The 14,299-nt window shown below is 71.6% G+C and carries 11 protein-coding genes and 1 pseudogene; 2 read left to right on the plus strand and 10 right to left on the minus strand.

Annotated features, from left to right (window positions below):
* The first annotated feature begins 214 nt into the window (after window positions 1-214).
* A complete protein-coding gene (locus tag AB0I22_RS18090; protein WP_363131780.1) occupies window positions 215-2,299 on the plus strand; it encodes a hypothetical protein in 2,085 nt (694 codons plus the stop codon).
* Window positions 2,300-2,423: 124 nt separating this feature from the next.
* Here the strand turns inward: AB0I22_RS18090 and obgE are convergent, their stop codons facing one another.
* The 9 genes and pseudogenes from obgE to AB0I22_RS18135 all read right to left on the minus strand — a co-directional run bounded on the left by obgE (window position 2,424) and on the right by AB0I22_RS18135 (window position 11,417).
* Window positions 2,424-3,860: a GTPase ObgE gene (gene obgE / locus AB0I22_RS18095; protein WP_363131781.1), complete on the minus strand. Its 1,437-nt coding sequence runs from the start codon at window positions 3,858-3,860 to the stop codon at window positions 2,424-2,426.
* Between the two features lie 127 nt (window positions 3,861-3,987).
* Window positions 3,988-4,245, minus strand: coding sequence for a 50S ribosomal protein L27 (gene rpmA / locus AB0I22_RS18100; RefSeq protein WP_030876897.1), 258 nt, complete (start codon window positions 4,243-4,245; stop codon window positions 3,988-3,990).
* Window positions 4,246-4,259: 14 nt separating this feature from the next.
* Window positions 4,260-4,580 (minus strand): 50S ribosomal protein L21, encoded by a 321-nt coding sequence (rplU, locus tag AB0I22_RS18105; RefSeq protein ID WP_030876900.1) that lies wholly within the window; start codon window positions 4,578-4,580, stop codon window positions 4,260-4,262.
* Between the two features lie 366 nt (window positions 4,581-4,946).
* The gene (locus tag AB0I22_RS18110) at window positions 4,947-8,870 is read right to left on the minus strand and encodes an Rne/Rng family ribonuclease (protein WP_363131782.1); all 3,924 of its coding nucleotides are present in this window, start codon (window positions 8,868-8,870) and stop codon (window positions 4,947-4,949) included.
* Window positions 8,871-9,089: 219 nt separating this feature from the next.
* Window positions 9,090-9,893, minus strand: coding sequence for a TIGR03936 family radical SAM-associated protein (locus AB0I22_RS18115; protein ID WP_363131783.1), 804 nt, complete (start codon window positions 9,891-9,893; stop codon window positions 9,090-9,092).
* A 299-nt stretch (window positions 9,894-10,192) separates the two neighbouring features.
* Entirely contained in the window at window positions 10,193-10,672 is a 480-nt protein-coding gene (locus tag AB0I22_RS18120) for a GNAT family N-acetyltransferase (RefSeq protein ID WP_363131784.1), read from the minus strand.
* Between the two features lie 5 nt (window positions 10,673-10,677).
* A pseudogene (locus AB0I22_RS18125) lies at window positions 10,678-10,734 on the minus strand (hypothetical protein); the annotation flags it as partial.
* A gap of 33 nt (window positions 10,735-10,767) precedes the next feature.
* Window positions 10,768-11,127: a PIN domain nuclease gene (locus tag AB0I22_RS18130; RefSeq protein ID WP_363131785.1), complete on the minus strand. Its 360-nt coding sequence runs from the start codon at window positions 11,125-11,127 to the stop codon at window positions 10,768-10,770.
* Between the two features lie 41 nt (window positions 11,128-11,168).
* Window positions 11,169-11,417: a type II toxin-antitoxin system VapB family antitoxin gene (locus AB0I22_RS18135; protein ID WP_363131786.1), complete on the minus strand. Its 249-nt coding sequence runs from the start codon at window positions 11,415-11,417 to the stop codon at window positions 11,169-11,171.
* A 214-nt stretch (window positions 11,418-11,631) separates the two neighbouring features.
* Between AB0I22_RS18135 and AB0I22_RS18140 the strand changes: the two genes are divergently transcribed.
* Window positions 11,632-12,240, plus strand: a complete 609-nt coding sequence (locus tag AB0I22_RS18140; protein ID WP_363131787.1) for a hypothetical protein — start codon at window positions 11,632-11,634, stop codon at window positions 12,238-12,240.
* On the opposite strand, the gene AB0I22_RS18145 is transcribed toward AB0I22_RS18140, so the two are convergent.
* Window positions 12,230-14,155 carry a TIGR03960 family B12-binding radical SAM protein gene (locus AB0I22_RS18145; RefSeq protein ID WP_363131788.1) on the minus strand — a complete coding sequence of 642 codons (1,926 nt, stop codon included), beginning with the start codon at window positions 14,153-14,155 and terminating at the stop codon, window positions 12,230-12,232. The genes AB0I22_RS18140 and AB0I22_RS18145 overlap by 11 nt on opposite strands.
* Window positions 14,156-14,299 lie beyond the last annotated feature (144 nt).

Below are 14,299 nucleotides of genomic sequence, written 5' to 3' on the forward strand. Positions count from 1 at the left end.
GCGTTTCGCCCCCCGGACGGGACGCGGGTGTTCACGGGGTCCGCGATGCGAGGGCGGAGGATATCCCCCTGAGCGCAGGTGAATAATCCTTTTTAGGGTGATTCACATCACGGCAGATTGCTACCAGGCCAACGCTCGACATACGGTCAGTGGTCGACCGTTCCCCATAATGGTCGCCCCCAACCCTCCAGTCCTGCTGCCAGGAGCCCGCCCAGTGCCTTCTGCCGGAACAGCCTCCCGCCGAGCCGCAGCGCTCGCGGCGCTGCTCGCGATGCTCGTGTTCTTCGCCGCCCAGCTCGTCGGCGCGCTGCTGCCCAATGTGCCGGTCTTCGTCGCCGCCTCGGCAGCGGGGCTCGCCCTCGACCTCGTTCTGCAGCACCGCGATCCAGGTCTGCTCTCGCTGCTGAGCAGGATCCGTCTCGATGTCACGGTCCGGCAGTTGCTGCGCGACATGCTGATCATGGTCGGGCTGCTGCGCGTCCACAACATCGACCCGACGCACGAGCACGCGCCGCTCTTCATCGGGCTGCTGCTCTTCTACTGCGCGCACTTCGCCTGCCAGGCCGTCGCGGTGGTCGTCCGCCGGGCCCGTACGCTGCCGTTCCTGACCCGCAACATCGACGCGTCCGGACTGCGGCTGTCCGCCGCCCCGCCGCGCCTGCTGTCCCGTCAGCAGGGCCGCCGGCTGCTGCGCTTCACGGCCCCGGCCAGCGCCGGGCTGCTCACCACCGCCGCCACCGGCAACGCCCTGTGGGGCGAGATCGGCCTCGGCGTCGCGCTGGTCTTCGCCATCGGCGGCACGGCCTACCTCGCCACCTGGCTGCTGCCCAAGAAGCGCATCGCCCTCGAACAGCAGGCGCTCGCCTGGCTGGACAAGTGGCTGGCCGCGTACCAGCCCACCGTCGGCATGTACTTCTCCGGCGGCACCTCCTCCGCCTACCAGGCGAACATGTGGCTCTCCACCCTCGCCGAGCTGGACGGCAACCCGGTCATCGTGCTCCGCGAGCGGTTCATGGTGCAGAAGATCGAGGCCACCGACGTGCCCATCATCTGCATCCCCAAGGTCGTCCACCTGATGGCCCTGGAGGAATCGTCGATCAAGATGATGCTGCACCCGGCCAACTCCGGTAAGACCTCGCAGGTGCTGCGCATGCCCTCGATCAAGCACGCGTTCACCAACCACGGCGAGAGCGACAAGCTCTCCAGCTGCAACCCGTACTCGAAGGCGTACGACGAGGTCTGGGTCGCCGGCCCCGCCGCCCGCGAGCGCTACCAGCTCGCCGACATCGGCGTCGAGGACAAGGACGTCGTCGAGGTCGGCCGCCCGCAGCTGGCCCCCATCCAGCCGTACGCGGGCGCGCCCGAGGGCGAGTTCACCACCGTGCTGTACGCGCCGACCTGGGAGGGCTGGGACGGCAACCCCGGCAACACCTCGGTGATGCTCGCCGGCGAGAACATCGTCCGGGAGCTCCTCGCCGACCCCAAGGTCCGCCTGATCTACAAGCCGCACCCGATGACCGGCTCCGTCGACCCGCGGGCCGGCCGCGCCAACGAGCGCATGATGGCGATGGTCCGCGAGGCCAACGCCAAGCGCTCCGGCGCCCGCCCCGGCCCCGAGGCCGCGGCCGAACTGGCCCGCCGCACCGCCGAGCTGGACCGCCTGACCACCAGCACCTTCCGGGAGAGCGCCGACGAGGTCGAGCGGATGATGCTCCAGGGCGCCCCCGAGCCTGGCCGCGCCGCGACCGTGGAGGCGGCCACCACCGCCTGGGAGGCCGCCTACTGGGCCTCGCTGCCGGCCTGGGAGCACCAGGTCATCACCGCCGCGCGGCCCGCCCTCTACACCTGCTTCAACCAGTCCGACCTGCTCATCAGCGATGTGTCCAGCGTCGTCTCGGACTACCTGAGCAGCGAGAAGCCGTACGCGGTGGCCAACACCAGCGGCATGCCGGAGGACGAGTTCGTCGCGGGCTTCCCGACCGTCAGCGCGGCCACCATCCTCTCTCCCCAGGCCGAGGGCGTGCCGGCGCTCCTGGAGGCCGTGCGCAACCCCGCCAAGGACCGCCTCGCCACGGCCCGCGCCGAGCTGAAGGTGGAGCTGCTGGGCCCCTCGGACCCGCCCTCGCTGACCCGCTTCAACGCCGCCGCGCTCGCGCTGTGCGGCAAGGCCGACGAGCGCCGCGCCCGGATGGCGGCCCGCGCCCCCGGCGACGTCCCCTCGCCCCGCGATATGGACCCGGCGGCCGACGAGATGCAGCCGGCCTCGGACGACGCGCCGGAGAACCGCGCCACGGTGTGAGCCGCGGTGCGACCGCATGGGGAAGGCCCCGGGAGAGATCTCCCGGGGCCTTCCCCATATCCGCGTTATCCGTGTTATCCGCGTAATCGCGTATCCGCCGCGGTCCGCACGACCGTACGTCCGCTCAGAACGGCTTGAACTCGTCGAACTCCTGGTCCGCGTCGTCCCGCGAGTCGGCGCGGTCCCGGCGGCGCTGCGCGGCCGGCCGCGGCTCCTCCATGCGGTGGTCCTCGCCCCGGCGACCGAGCATCTCCGCGCCGGCGGCCAGGGTCGGCTCCCAGTCGAAGACGACCGAGTCCTCGTCGCTGCCGATCGCGACGCCGTCGCCCGCGCGGGCGCCCGCCTTGAGCAGGGCGTCCTCGACGCCGAGGCGGTTGAGCCGGTCGGCGAGGTAGCCGACGGCCTCGTCGTTGTTGAAGTCGGTCTGCCGCACCCAGCGCTCCGGCTTCTCGCCGCGCACCCGGAAGATGCCGTCCTCGTCGGGGACGACCGTGAAGCCCGCGTCGTCCACGGCCTTCGGGCGGATGACGACGCGGGTCGCCTCCTCCTTCGGCTTGGCGGCGCGCGCCTCGGCCACGATCCCCGCGAGCGCGAAGGACAGCTCCTTCAGGCCCAGCCGGGACACGGCCGACACCTCGAAGATCTGGTAGCCGCGGGACTCCAGCTCGGGCCGGATGATGTCGGCGAGGTCCTTGCCGTCGGGGATGTCGACCTTGTTGAGGACGACGAGCCGCGGCCGGTCCTCCAGCCCGCCGTACTCCGCCAGCTCCGCCTCGATCTGGTCGAGGTCGGAGAGCGGGTCGCGGTCCGACTCCAGGGTCGCCGTGTCCAGTACGTGCACGAGCACCGAGCAGCGCTCGACATGCCGCAGGAACTCCAGGCCGAGGCCCTTGCCCTGGCTGGCGCCGGGGATGAGGCCGGGCACGTCGGCGATGGTGTAGACGGTCGAGCCGGCCGTCACCACGCCGAGGTTGGGCACCAGGGTGGTGAAGGGGTAGTCGGCGATCTTCGGCTTGGCGGCCGAGAGCACCGAGATCAGCGAGGACTTCCCGGCGCTGGGGAAGCCGACGAGCGCGACGTCCGCGACGGTCTTGAGCTCCAGGACCACGTCGCCGGAGTCGCCCGGCTCGCCGAGCAGCGCGAAGCCGGGGGCCTTGCGGCGGGCCGAGGCCAGCGCGGCGTTGCCGAGGCCGCCGCGGCCGCCCTGGGAGGCGACGAAGGTGGTGCCCTCGCCGACCAGGTCGGCGAGGACCTCGCCCTTCTTGTCGAGCACGACGGTGCCGTCCGGCACGGGCAGGACCAGGTCGCCGCCGTCCTTGCCGGAGCGGTTGCCGCCCTCGCCGGGCTTGCCGTTGGTGGCCTTGCGGTGCGGGCTGTGGTGGTAGTCCAGGAGGGTGGTGACCGACTGGTCGACGACCAGGATCACATCGCCGCCCCGGCCGCCGTTGCCGCCGTCCGGGCCGCCGAGCGGCTTGAACTTCTCACGGTGGACGGAGGCGCAGCCGTGGCCCCCGTTACCCGCGGCGACATGCAGCTCGACGCGGTCCACGAAGGTGGTCATGACGGTTGCCTCCAGATAAGGACGGGATTGTTCTCTGTACTAACACGCCGAGGGCGGACCCGCTTCCCCGTCGCCGGGAAAGCCTGGTCCGCCCTCGGAAAAGGTGCTGGGTCGTGCCGGAAGCTGATTACTCAGCGATCGGGACGATGTTCACTACCTTGCGACCACGGTGCGTGCCGAACTGCACCGCACCGGCGGCCAGCGCGAACAGGGTGTCGTCGCCACCGCGACCGACGCCCGAGCCCGGGTGGAAGTGGGTACCGCGCTGGCGGACCAGGATCTCGCCGGCGTTGACGGCCTGGCCGCCGAAGCGCTTGACGCCGAGCCGCTGAGCATTGGAGTCGCGACCGTTCCGAGTGGACGATGCGCCCTTCTTGTGTGCCATGTCTCCTCAGTCCCTTACTTAGCAGCCGCGTCGATGCCGGTGATCTTGATCGCCGTGTACTGCTGGCGGTGACCGATCCGCTTGCGGTAGCCGGTCTTGTTCTTGTACTTCAGGATGTCGATCTTGGCACCCTTGTGGTGGTCCACGATCTCGGCCTGGACCTTGACGCCGGCCAGCACCCACGGGTCGCTGGTGACCGCGTCGCCGTCGACGACGAGCAGCGTCGAGAGCTCGACCGCGTCGCCAACCTTGCCGGTGGAAATCTTGTCGACCTCAAGGACGTCACCAACAGCAACCTTGTGCTGACGGCCGCCGCTACGCACGATTGCGTACACGCGGATCTCACTCTCTCGCTAGTAAACGGGACCTCTGATGCCAGCCGCTCACACGGTCCGCGAACGGCCCGTGAGATCCGAATGGACGAGCGGCCTCTACCGGCGGAGCCGGAAGGGATGTGCTCAGGGGTTTGGCGCGTTGCACACGCCGACGCTCCAGGTTACGGGGCCCTTGACCACGGGGTCAAACCGGCCCCCGCCGCCCCGGACGGGCTGCCCCGTACCGCCGCCCGTACGAGCCTACGGGCCCGTACGAGCCGGAGCCGGCGGTACGGGCCGGGGCCGGTACGCACGGATGCGTACCGGCCCCTTGCGCGGGTCACCGAGACGATCGGTTCCCGGCAGCACTGACGACGTGCCTGCGGCTCAGTCCTCGGTGGAAGCGGAGACGGAGGACTGCGGCTGCTCCGCCGCCGCGGCCTTCTTCGTCGTCTTCTTGGCCGGGGCCTTCTTCGCCGTCGTCTTCTTGGCGACCGTCTTCTTGGCCGTCGTCTTCTTCGCCGCGGTCTTCTTGGCGGCAGCGGCCTTCTTCGCCGGCGCCTTCTTGGCCGGGGCCTTCTTCGCCGTGGCGGCGGCCTTCTTGCGGACCGCCTTCTTGGCCGGTGCGGCCTCCTCGGCGTCGGCGGACGGCTCTTCTGCCGCCTCGGCGACCGCCGGTTCGACGGCCGCCGGTTCGACGGCCGCCGTCTCCGACTCAGCCTCCGGCTCCGGCTTCGGCTCCTCCGCGGGCGCGCTGACGACGACCACGGAAGCGTCCTCGGCAGCCGTCGGGGAGCCCGCCGGAGCGGTCGCCTTGCGGGTCGCCCGGCGGCGCGTACGTACCGGCTTCGGCTCGGCGTCCTGCTGGACGACGGGCTCGGAGGCTGCCTCCGGCTCGCTCGCCGGGGCCTCGGCCACCGGCTCGGGCTCGGCCACCGGCTCCGGCTCGGCCGGCACGACCACCGTGGCCGCGGCCTCGGCCTCCGCGTCGGCTTCCGCCTCGGCCTTCGGCGGGCCCGCCGGAGCCGACACCTTGCGGGTCGCCCGACGGCGCCCCCGCCCACGGCCGCGCGACTCGGCGGCCGCCTGCGCCTCCGCCGGGCTGCCGAACCACTCGTCGTCCGCCTCGACCGCCGGCCGCAGCTCGGCCTCCGTCACCGCCACGGGCTCCAGCTCGGGCTGCGGCTCCCGCTCGGCCACAGCCGCCGGCTCGTCCGCGAGCGGCTGCTCGTGGTCGTGCTCGTGATCGTGGTCGTGCTGCTGGCCGCCGCCCCCGGACTTGCCCTTCTTCTTGCCGCGCTTGCCGCCACCGCCGCCACCGGCGGCGGCGGTCGGCTGGTCCATGTGGACGATCACGCCGCGGCCGTTGCAGTGCACGCACGGCTCGGAGAAGGACTCCAGCAGCCCCTGCCCGACCCGCTTGCGGGTCATCTGGACCAGGCCCAGCGAGGTGACCTCGGCCACCTGGTGCTTGGTGCGGTCCCGGCCCAGGCACTCCAGCAGCCGCCGCAGCACGAGGTCGCGGTTGGACTCCAGCACCATGTCGATGAAGTCGATCACGATGATGCCGCCGAGGTCGCGCAGCCGCAGCTGGCGCACGATCTCCTCGGCCGCCTCCAGGTTGTTCCTGGTGACCGTCTCCTCCAGGTTGCCGCCCTGGCCGGTGAACTTCCCGGTGTTGACGTCGACGACGATCATCGCCTCGGTCCGGTCGATGACGAGCGAGCCGCCGCTGGGCAGCCAGACCTTGCGGTCCAGCGCCTTCATCAGCTGCTCGTCGATCCGGTACGTGGCGAAGACGTCGACGTCCGACGTCCACTTCTGCAGCCGGTCGGTGAGGTCGGGCGCGACGTGCGCGACGTATCCGTGGATCGTCTCCCAGGCGTCGGCGCCGCTCACGATGACCTTGGAGAAGTCCTCGTTGAAGATGTCGCGGACGACCCGGACGGTCATGTCCGGCTCGCCGTAGAGCAGGGTCGGGGCGTTGGAGCCGCCGCCGCTCTTCGCCTTCTTCTGGATCTCCTCCCACTGCGCCTGGAGGCGCTCCACGTCCCGGCGCAGCTCGTCCTCGCTCGCGCCCTCGGCGGCGGTGCGGACGATGACGCCCGCGTCCTCGGGAACGATCTTCTTGAGGATCTGCTTCAGCCGCGACCGCTCGGTGTCCGGGAGCTTGCGGCTGATGCCGGTCATCGAGCCCTCGGGCACGTACACGAGGTAGCGGCCCGGCAGCGACACCTGGCTGGTGAGCCGGGCGCCCTTGTGGCCGATCGGGTCCTTGGTGACCTGGACCAGCACGGGCTGACCGGACTTCAGGGCGGTCTCGATGCGCCGGGGGCCGTTGGCCATCCCGAGCGCCTCGAAGTTGACCTCACCGGCGTACAGGACGGCGTTGCGGCCCTTGCCGATGTCGACGAAGGCGGCCTCCATGGACGGCAGCACGTTCTGGACCTTGCCCAGGTAGACGTTGCCGACGTAGCTGGTGGCCTGCTCCTTGTTGACGAAGTGCTCGACGAGGACGTCGTCCTCCAGCACGCCGATCTGGGTGCGCTCACCGCTCTGGCGCACCACCATCACGCGCTCGACGGCCTCGCGGCGGGCCAGGAACTCGGCCTCCGTGATGATCGGCACCCGGCGGCGGCCCTGCTCGCGGCCCTCGCGGCGGCGCTGCTTCTTGGCCTCCATACGGGTCGAGCCCTTGATGGACTGGACCTCGTCGAAGCCGGTGCCGGGCTCGCGCTCGGCCTCCTTCTTACGGGGCTCGCGGACCTTGACGACCGTACGCTCCGGGTCGTCGCCGCCGCCCTCGGCGTCCTGGCCGTCCCCGCTGCGGCGCCGGCGACGGCGCCGGCGGCGGCTGCTCGCGGAGCCCGAACCGCCCTGATCGTCCTCGTCGTCGGAGTCGTCGTCGGCGGACTCGGCGTCCCGCCCGGCCTCCGGCTCGGCGTCGGACTTCTCGCTCTCCTGCTCCTGCTCGTCGTCGGAGTCCGCGGCCTCGCCACGGCGGCGGCGACGGCCGCCCCGGCGGCGGCGGCGCGAGGGGCGGTCGCCCGACTCGTCGTCGCCGTTCGCGGCGTCCTCGGAGTCGTCGGCCTGCTCCGCGTCGGCATCCGCATCCGCGCTCTCCTCGGCGGGGGCGGGCGCGGGGGCAGCGGCCTGCTCGGGCTCGGCGGCCTCACCGCGACGGCGGCGACGGCGACGGCCGCCCGCGGCGGGCTGCCGCTGCTCGGCCGGAGCCTCTTCCACGGTCTCGGTCTCGGCCTCGGGCTCGTCCTGCTCCGGCTCCACGGAGGCGGCGGCCGCGGCCGCGGCGCTCTCCGGCGTCTGGAACATCGGCTCGGTGAACACCGGCGCCTGGAAGACGGCCGACGGCGGCCGGACGGCGCGGCGACGGCCACGGCCGCGCGGCGCGTCCTCGCCGGGCTCTCCCGACTCGGCGGGCTTCTCGGCCTTCTCCGGCTTCTCCGCCTTCTCCGCGACGGCGGGCGCGGCGCTCTCAGCGCTCTCGGCACGGGCTTCCGGCGCGCTCTCGGAGCGGGACGCACGGCGGCGCGTACGGGCGGGCTTCGAGCTCTCGGCGGCCGGGGCGGCGGCTTCGGGGGCTACGGGCTCGGCGGAGACAGCCTCGGCTTCGTCATCCTCGGACTCGGCCTCGTCCGTCGCGGGCTCCTCGACCACGGGCTCCGCCACCGGGGCGGCCGTCTTACGGGTGGCGCGGCGGCGCGTACGAGCGGGCTTCGTCTCCTCGACGGGCGCCTCGGCCCGCTCGGCGGCGGCCTCACCCTTCGCCTGGTCCGCGTCCGGCTCCACAGCATCCGTCTGCACGGCATCCGTCTGGGCGGCGGCCGTCTGGGGCGCGCCCTCGGGAGCGGCCGCCTTGCGGGTGGCACGGCGGCGCGTACGAGCGGGCTTGGCGTCCCCGCTCGCCTCGGCCGGCTCGGCGGCCGAGGTCTCCACGGCCGGAGCACTCGGCGCCGCCGTATCGGCTACGGCCGGGGCCTCGGCGTCCGTACCGTTCCGGGGCGCGCCCGCCGGGGCGGTCGCCTTGCGGGTGGCACGGCGGCGCGGACGCGCGGGCGCGGCGTCGTCCGGGGCCTCGGCGGCCGGTGCCGCGGAGTTCTCCGACGCCGGCTGAACACGCTCGGCGGCGGCCGGTGCGGCGGCATCGCCCGCTACCGGGGCCGGCGGGCCCGCCGGCCGGGAGGCCGCGCGGCGCCGGCGGCGCGGCGGCAGGGTGTCGCTGGGGGTGTCGTCTGTGTTGTCCCCGGCAGCGCTGTAGCGCGCCGCCTCATTGGGTTCGATCGGCTCGAACATGCGGGCGGTTCTCCCGTCACGCTCCCGGGCGCCGCGTCTGTGTCCGGTCTGCGGTCCGCGTGATGTGCGCGGTTCCGCCTCCGGGGCGCGGGCGCCGCACGGGAGCTGTCGTCTCGCTCGCCGGGTCCGAGTCGTCGGCACCGGCGAAAGTCTCCTGGTCAGTGCGCCTGCCGGGCCCGGGTGGCTCCCTGGTGGATCGGCGGCGCGTCGACGGCCGTCCTACGCGGAACCTTCCCCGGCCTTCGGCGGGGAGTCCCCGGCCGTCGCCTTCGCGGCACTCAGCCCGGCGGCCGTGGGTGGGGCGGCCGTGGCAGCGTCGCGGTCGGGCGCGAGCGGGTCGGTCACCGTGCCGGACTCCTCATCGAGCAGCCCCTGCGCCAGCCTGGTCACCGCAGCGGGGACCGGCGGCGCCAGGTCGGCCGTGGCGCGGAGACCGGACAGGACGTCGTCGGGTCGAACGGCAGGTGTCAAATGCCGAACAACCAGCCGCAGTATCGCACAGGCAGTGAGGTCGGGCCTATCGGCCGGGGCCGTGAACGCTTCGAGACGGACGACCGCGGCACGCGCGTCGAAGGTCCGCAACCCGTTTTTCGTACGGCGCTCGACCTCCACGGTCTCCGCCGCCAGGAACGCCCCGACGGCCCGTTCGGCGTCCTCGGCCCGTACGCCGTCGAGCCTCAGCTCCCATACGGACGCCTGGAGCCGGTCGGCGAACGACGAGGTGTGAGCCTCCACCGCGTCGGTGATGTCGAGCCCGGCGGGCATCGACTCGTCCAGCAGGACGCGGAGTTTCTCGGGGTCCCGCTCGGTGGTGAGCTGAATCTCCAGGTACTCGGCCTCGCTGCCCGTACCGGTGGGGGCCGCGTTCGCGTATGACACCTTGGGGTGCGGGGTGAATCCCGCCGAGTACGCCATGGGCACCTCGGCGCGGCGCAGCGCGCGCTCGAAGGCGCGCTGGAAGTCACGGTGGCTGGTGAACCGGAGGCGGCCGCGCTTGGTGTAGCGCAGGCGGATGCGCTGCACCGCGGGTGCGGGCGGCGGGCCTTCGGGCTGTCGCTTGCCCAGTGTTACTTCTCCTTGGTGCGGGGGCGCTACTGGACGCCGTCCCAGCGTCGGCGGGGACCGTCCCGGATGGCGCACGTCGAGCGCCGTCCTGTCCGGATCGCCCCCGCGTGGGCGGGGACAACAGTCGCGCCCGGACGTTGTTCCCAGGGTACGTGCCCCACGCCGCACCGCTCCCCCGCGGGCTCCGCCCGCCGCCAGGTCCGGACCTGCGCGGGCCCCTGTCCAGTGCCGAGCCCTGCCCCGTGCCGGGCGCCGGGTCACCCCGCCGTGGCGATCCAGTACCGCAGCTTGCCCCCGCGCTCGTCCTCCAGTTCACCGCCGCACGCCTCGATCACCCTGCGGGAGGCCGTGTTGCCGACGTCACAGGTGACGAGCACCGGATCGATCCCCAGCCCGTGCACGACGGGCAGCGAGGCCCGCAGCATCCCGGTGGCATGCCCGCGGCGACGCGCGGAGGGCCGTACGCCGTAGCCGATGTGCCCGCCGAGTTCGAGCAGCTCGGGGGTGAGGCGATGCCGTACGGAAAGCCGCCCGAGGTACTCGTCCCCGTCCACGTACCAGAGCGTGGTCACGGCCACCCACCCCTGCGACTCCCCCGCCAGGCCGTCCGCCAGCATCCGGATATACGCGGCGAAGCCGTCGGTGTCGTCCCACTTCCCGTCGTACTCGCGAATCTCACGGGCCATGGTCGACTGCCGCACCGTGCTCCCGTACCCCTCGGCCCGGAACTCGTCCATGGCGGCGAGGAAAGAGGCGTGAACGCGAGCGGTGGGCGCGATGAGCTGTGGCATCGGGTCATTGTGCACCGACGCCCGCAAACCGCCCGAGAAGATCAGTCGACGGCCCCGGGCTCCGCGACCCACTGAGTCCTGAGCCCCGTGTGCTCGGCGACGGTCTCGAAGTCACGGTCGTAGTGCAGCAGCGTGAGGCGGTGGTGCAGGGCTGTCACGGCTACGAGGAGGTCAACGATTCCGGCGGAACGGTGACACCCCGCACGAGCCAATCCGCTCTGCAACTCGTGCACCCGGGCCCAAGCATCGTCCGGAACTCCCCGCCACGCGTAGAGAGCCCCGAAACCCTCGTGTATCCGCTCGTACTGATCGGTGGATCGAGCCGAAAAGAGCAGTTCTGCTTCCGTCGGCGCACACATGCCAATGCGCCCCTGACGTAGGACGGGTGCCCACTTCTCCATGGGACCCGCCCTGTGGATACGCCCGGCGGCCGAGGTATCGATCAAGAAGCAATCCGTTCCGCAGTCCCCCACGCCCCCCTGACCTCCTCCTTGAACCCAGGTTCGCGCGCCTTGTCAAAAGCGCCTTCTTCATCCAGGGCAACCAGGTCGGCCCACGCCCGCTGCCGCCGAAGCCGTGCCCCTATTTCCGCGAGCGCCGCGTTGACGGTGTCCTTCTTCGTCTTCGTCCCCAACGCCTCGGCCGCCAACGCCAGAGCCTCGTCATCAATATCGATCATGGTCTTGGACATAAGAGCCGCCCTCTCAAAGGGGTGCCGCAATTGGCTGCGAATGCGCATTCAGGATACCGAGCCAGCACCAATGCAGAAACATTTCGCCCATCCAGTCGGCAATACGGAATGCTGTGCGAGCGTCAACCGATCGCCACCCGCTGCCGCCGACGCGCAACGCACCCCTCTCCTCACGGCACGGTTCACGAACCGAAACCCACTCCGAGGAGTCCACGTGACGACTTCTTCCGACGCACGGTTCACCTCCCGCCTGCGGGGAGCCGACACAGCATCCGAGCGGCGCGCCCTCGCCGCCAGGCTGGAGGAAGCCGGCGTCCTCGTCACCTCCCAGTGGCGCGCAGCGGTCGAGGCCGTGCCGCGGGAGTTGTTCCTGGAGCCAGGTGTGTACCTGGCCGGTGACCGGGGATCTGTCCGCCCGTACGGCCTATGCCGACAGCGAGCGGGCGGCGGAGGTGCCGCCCGTTCTGCTGGCGGAAGGGATGCCCGCCTTCCCCTCGCCCAGCTCGCCGCGCTCGGGGCCCAGCTGGTCCGCGCGACAGCCCAGGACGGGGCCCGGCTGTTCTATCTCTTCGACTCTGAGCGCGAGTCGTTCGCCGAGTTCACCCCCGACGGCGACGGGAACGGCGACGGCTGGTCCGTACGCCAGGGCGGCCCCGTCGACCTGTGGGACGACGTCGAGCGGACGCTCACCGCGTGGCGGGACGCGGGAAGCCCCGGCATCTCCGCCCTACGGCTCCGCGTCACCGCCCGGTCCCACATCTACTGGCTCGACGGCAGCCCGGCGCTCCGCTGGGAGCACCGCCATACCCGGGCTACTTCTTGACCTCAAGCGGGAGCAGCTTCTTGCCCGTAGGGCCGATCTGGATCTCGGTGTCCATCTGCGGGCAGACGCCGCAGTCGAAGCACGGAGTCCACCGGCAGTCGTCGACCTCCGTCTCGTCGAGCGCGTCCTGCCAGTCCTCCCAGAGCCAGTCCTTGTCGAGGCCCGAGTCGAGGTGGTCCCAGGGCAGGACCTCCTCGTAGGTGCGCTCGCGGGTGGTGTACCAGGCGACGTCCACGCCGAACTCGGGGAGCGTCTTCTCGGCGGCGATCATCCAGCGGTCGTAGCTGAAGTGCTCGCGCCAGCCGTCGAAGCGGCCGCCGCTCTCGTAGACCGCGCGGATGACGGAGCCGATACGGCGGTCGCCGCGGGAGAGGAGGCCCTCGACGATGCCGGGCTTGCCGTCGTGGTAGCGGAAGCCGATGGAGCGGCCGTACTTCTTGTCGCCGCGGATCTTGTCGCGGAGCTTCTGGAGCCGGGCGTCGGTCTCCTCGGCGGAGAGCTGCGGGGCCCACTGGAACGGCGTGTGCGGCTTGGGGACGAAGCCGCCGATGGAGACGGTGCAGCGGATGTCGTTCTGCCCCGAGACCTTGCGGCCCTCGGCGATCACGTTGACGGCCATGTCGCCGATCTGGAGGACGTCGTCGTCCGTCTCGGTGGGCAGGCCGCACATGAAGTACAGCTTCACCTGGCGCCAGCCGTTGCCGTACGCCGTCGAGACGGTCCGGATCAGGTCCTCTTCCGAGACCATCTTGTTGATGACCTTGCGGATGCGCTCGGAGCCGCCCTCGGGGGCGAACGTCAGTCCGGAGCGGCGGCCGTTGCGCGTCAGTTCGTTGGCGAGGTCGATGTTGAAGGCGTCGACGCGGGTGGACGGCAGCGACAGGCCGACCTTGTCCTCCGTGTACCGGTCCGCGAGCCCCTTGGCGATCTCGCCGATCTCGGTGTGGTCCGCGGAGGACAGCGAGAGCAGGCCGACCTCCTCGAAGCCCGTCGCCTTGAGCCCCTTGTCCACCATGTCGCCGATGCCGGTGATCGACCGCTCCCGCACCGGGCGCGTGATCATGCCCGCCTGGCAGAAGCGGCAGCCCCTGGTGCAGCCGCGGAAGATCTCCACCGACATGCGCTCGTGCACGGTCTCCGCGAGCGGGACCAGCGGCTGCTTCGGGTAGGGCCACTCGTCGAGGTCCATGACGGTGTGCTTGGACACCCGCCACGGCACGCCCGAGCGGTTGGGCACGACGCGGGCGATCCGGCCGTCGGCCAGGTACTCGACGTCGTAGAAGCGCGGTACGTACACGCTGCCGGTCCGCGCGAGGCGCAGCAGCACCTCGTCCCGTCCGCCGGGGCGGCCCTCCGCCTTCCAGTCCCGGATGATGTCGGTGATCTCCAGGACCGCCTGCTCGCCGTCGCCGACGACCGCGCAGTCGATGAAGTCCGCGATCGGCTCCGGGTTGAAGGCGGCGTGGCCGCCGGCGAGCACGATGGGGTGTTCGACCGTGCGGTCCTTGGACTCCATCGGGATGCCCGCGAGGTCCAGGGCCGTGAGCATGTTGGTGTAGCCGAGCTCGGTGGAGAAGGAGAGCCCGAACACATCGAAGGCGCCGACGGGGCGGTGCGCGTCCACCGTGAACTGCGGGACCTCGTGCTCGCGCATCAGCTCTTCGAGGTCCGGCCAGACGCTGTACGTGCGCTCGGCCAGGACGTCCGGGCGCTCGTTGAGCACCTCGTAGAGGATCATGACGCCCTGGTTGGGCAGCCCCACCTCGTACGCGTCGGGGTACATGAGCGCCCAGCGGACAGCGCAGGCGTCCCAGTCCTTGACGGTGGAGTTCAGCTCACCGCCGACGTACTGAATGGGCTTCTGCACATGCGGGAGCAGAGCTTCGAGCTGTGGGAAGACCGAATCGACAGACATCGAGAACTTTCCTGAGCTGACTGGGGGGCGACTCTCTAGCGTAACGCCCCTGGAGCGGCCCGGCGTACGGCGTCCGGCCGGGTTCGGACGGCCGGGCCGGAACAGCCAGGCCAGAGCGGCCGGGCCAGGGGGCCGGATCAGGAC

The sequence above is a fragment of the Streptomyces sp. NPDC050610 genome, from assembly GCF_040654875.1.
Classification (GTDB): Bacteria; Actinomycetota; Actinomycetes; order Streptomycetales; family Streptomycetaceae; genus Streptomyces.

What these genes read in the sequence shown, in the direction of transcription:
- AB0I22_RS18145 (WP_363131788.1), bottom strand. Translation starts at nt 14,155, where the DNA reads ATGTCTGTCGATTCGGTCTTCCCACAGCTCGAAGCTCTGCTCCCGCAT.
- AB0I22_RS18135 (WP_363131786.1), bottom strand. Translation starts at nt 11,417, where the DNA reads ATGTCCAAGACCATGATCGATATTGATGACGAGGCTCTGGCGTTGGCG.
- rpmA (WP_030876897.1), bottom strand. Translation starts at nt 4,245, where the DNA reads ATGGCACACAAGAAGGGCGCATCGTCCACTCGGAACGGTCGCGACTCC.
- AB0I22_RS18110 (WP_363131782.1), bottom strand. Translation starts at nt 8,870, where the DNA reads ATGTTCGAGCCGATCGAACCCAATGAGGCGGCGCGCTACAGCGCTGCC.
- obgE (WP_363131781.1), bottom strand. Translation starts at nt 3,860, where the DNA reads ATGACCACCTTCGTGGACCGCGTCGAGCTGCATGTCGCCGCGGGTAAC.
- AB0I22_RS18120 (WP_363131784.1), bottom strand. Translation starts at nt 10,672, where the DNA reads ATGGACGAGTTCCGGGCCGAGGGGTACGGGAGCACGGTGCGGCAGTCG.
- AB0I22_RS18130 (WP_363131785.1), bottom strand. Translation starts at nt 11,127, where the DNA reads ATGGAGAAGTGGGCACCCGTCCTACGTCAGGGGCGCATTGGCATGTGT.